The sequence below is a fragment of the Clostridium sp. AF34-13 genome (genome assembly GCF_003477845.1).
In the GTDB taxonomy this organism is placed as follows: Bacteria; Bacillota; Clostridia; order Lachnospirales; family Lachnospiraceae; genus Butyribacter; species Butyribacter intestini.
This window is the reverse complement of sequence record NZ_QUEB01000037.1, coordinates 1-3,036: the sequence shown is the minus strand read 5'-3', so window position 1 is coordinate 3,036 and position 3,036 is coordinate 1. Positions and strand designations below refer to the sequence as shown.

Here is a 3,036-nt window from a genome sequence, read left to right as displayed (position 1 = left end):
GTATCATTTTCCTAAACATAAACAGTATTTCTCTGTTTGTAAGAGCCAGTTCATACTCATTATCACTTTCTCTTATCATGTTTAGTTCTTCTGCTGATATAACTTTAAGATATCCGCTTGCAAGCATAAGGCTCCATACCGCATCCTCTGAATAATCAAGCTCCGAAAACACTATCTGCTCATCAATCGGAACTTTTATGTTTTCCCCACTAATAAGTGTTTCCAGCATCTTTTTTATATATGGGCTTCCTTTTTGAACAAGATTATTTATAAGTCCGTTTGAACTTGATTCCGCCCAATATAATGCAATTTTCTTTTTATCAAGATAATTGATTATCGACCATGGATTATAAATATCTTTTTGCTCTCCAAATACGAAACCATCATACCATGCTTTTACTTCTCCCTTTTGTTCAGAAAGAGCAAACTCATCAAGTGCATCAAACACTTCCTGCTCTGTAAATCCAAATACAGTAGTATATTTTAGTGATAATGTTGTAACCACTTCAAGGTTATTAAGGTCACTAAAGATGCTCTCTTTGGACACCCTTGTTATCCCAGTCATTATCGCTCTTTCGAGATATGGATTTGTCTTAAAGGTAGAATTAAAAAAACTTCTCGTAAATGTCACAAGTTCTTCCCAGTAGCCGTTTACATATGCCTCCTGCATCGGTGTGTCGTATTCATCGAGAAGAATTATCACTTTTTTTCCATAATATTTATACAACATTTCAGCCAGAGATTTTATTGCTCTGCATACAATTTCATTTGATATCTCTTTATTTACATCTGCATTGTTTGCATAAGTATCTAACTGCCCATATATAGTTTTTTCTGCTTCTGTCAATTTATCACTTTTTAGCAGATACGAATGTTGTTTATATACATCATTTATCACTGACACAAAATCATTTTTTGTATCTTTAAAATTATTTGCCTTTATATCCGCAAAACTTAAAAATATCACCGGATATGTTCCCTGCAACCTTCGATAGTCTTCCTCCTTCCATATGTCAAGACCTTCAAACAAATCACCTCTGTCTTTATATTTGTTTGAAAAAAAACAGTTTAACATATCCATATTTAATGTTTTTCCGAAACGGCGTGGACGGGTGATAAGTGTCACATCATCTTCCATTTCCCACCATTCCTTTATAAATGCTGTCTTATCTACATAAAAACAATCTTTCTTCCTGATATCCTCAAAACTTTGTTTGCCTATCGCTACTCTTTTCATAAGCCTCCTCCAATACAACTCTAACACATTTTTATTTCTGATTCACATTGATTTTTTATCCACGAAACTATTCCAATGTAATTATGATAACATTACATCAAAACAAAGTAAAGACAGCAAATTCAAAAGGCAACTACCACAACCGGTATCCTACCGTCCACACCTGCGATGCGGTAAACAACCCTGTTATTGCGATAATTGCCTTTTCTCTTTATAAACTTATACTCATTTACTTATTTACTTTTATGGATTTCTTTGAACTCCATTTTCCATATACTTTTTTATCCGAAGCATTATAGCGGTATCTCTCACCTGAATATAATATTTCTTATTTTTCTTCAATGATTTTAAAGTATATTTTGTTTTTGTCGTTGACTTCGTTTTGCTCGAACCCATATTTGTCTTCAAAGAATAGCGTATCTGATATCCTTTTGCTTTACTTACTTTTTTATATTGAATCTCAACTTTTCTGCCTTTGATATTTTTTGCTTTGGATATGGTAACTTTTCCTACACTTATTTTTGTGCTTGTATTGTCGTTTGTACTGTCATTTGTACTGCCGGAAGTTCCGGTAGTATCACTTTCTTTCTGTTTGATGAATCTATACTGTTTTCTGTATTTTAGTTATCAAACACACTCTAAAAGTTGTTAAATATCACATTATGCCTGATAAAAGTAGTTCTGAAATATATGTGTAGGCTGATAAAAAAATTCCTCAATAACTTTATCGACTTCATTTTTTTTAATATCATACCACTCTTGGTATAAATACTTGTAACCATTGACATTCACATAACCATTCAATAACCTTGTATCAGCTCCCATTGTTCTAAGTCCTTCTATGAAAAGCCTATATGAGTCATTTGTCAAATATACATTTGTTGTTATCAAATTTCTTAACAACTCATCTTTATTGCTATTTATTTTTATAATATCTAAATATACATTAGGATGAGTATAACTATTAGCCTCCTTAGCCAACACAAGCAATTCTTTGTTATTCAATCTGGAAATATTATATTTAGACTGTATTGTAAATTCATTGTTAAAAAGAAATTCCTTGTATTCTCCCAATTTAATATCATGCCTTTTTTCTTTGTTTGAATTAGAACAATATAAAAGTACCTGTTTGTAATCCTCATAATTAACCAAATTATATAAATCCAAATATGCTTCTATCGAATGTCTAAGTTCTCTTTGTACTGTAGGAAATCCCAATACATCATTTTCAATATCATACCAATTACAGAACTGTGATAATGTAGAGCGATAATTATTCTTGATATAACTAAACAGCCAAAATACTTCTGTTGAATTTATACACATATTTGAAAGGTTATTTACCCTAACAATTTCTGATGTTGACCATTCAACAAACGGAAGATAACCCAATCCATTCAATGACAATTCCCGTTGTAAAAAATCCTGATTAATATACTTCATTACTCATTCCTCCTAATCTTTCTGTTCAAACTTCTTTCTTTTTTTCTTCAAAAGATACTGTATATCTCTAATAATCAACAGCAAGCAGATTACTGATAATACTTTTTTCAATTATACAATTCAACCACGACAATATATGTCATCTTTATTTTTTAATTCAAAAAAGACATACCATCTGTTATCATGCTTTAAACTTGCTGTTTAAAACATGATAACAGATGGCATGTCAAACTTTGTGATAGTGATTTTACCATTTATTTACCGTCTATCAGCACCTCTTTACCTCTAAACGCAAATCCGTAGTGATGGATATTTTCTTGTTTTACTCCTCGCTTTATAAGCTCTGCATCATAATT

Annotated in this window: 2 protein-coding genes; both read right to left on the bottom strand. The window is 31.3% G+C overall.

The features are described from left to right. A partial coding sequence (locus tag DWZ63_RS15485; RefSeq protein ID WP_118500361.1) for an AAA family ATPase occupies positions 1-1,237 on the bottom strand: 1,237 nt, incomplete at its 3' end. 660 nt (positions 1,238-1,897) lie between these two features. Next, positions 1,898-2,680: a hypothetical protein gene (locus tag DWZ63_RS15475; protein WP_118500359.1), complete on the bottom strand. Its 783-nt coding sequence runs from the start codon at positions 2,678-2,680 to the stop codon at positions 1,898-1,900. Positions 2,681-3,036 lie beyond the last annotated feature (356 nt).

Excerpts from the sequence above, each read along its gene's own strand:
- DWZ63_RS15475 (WP_118500359.1), bottom strand. The coding sequence starts at position 2,680 with ATGAAGTATATTAATCAGGATTTTTTACAACGGGAATTGTCATTGAAT.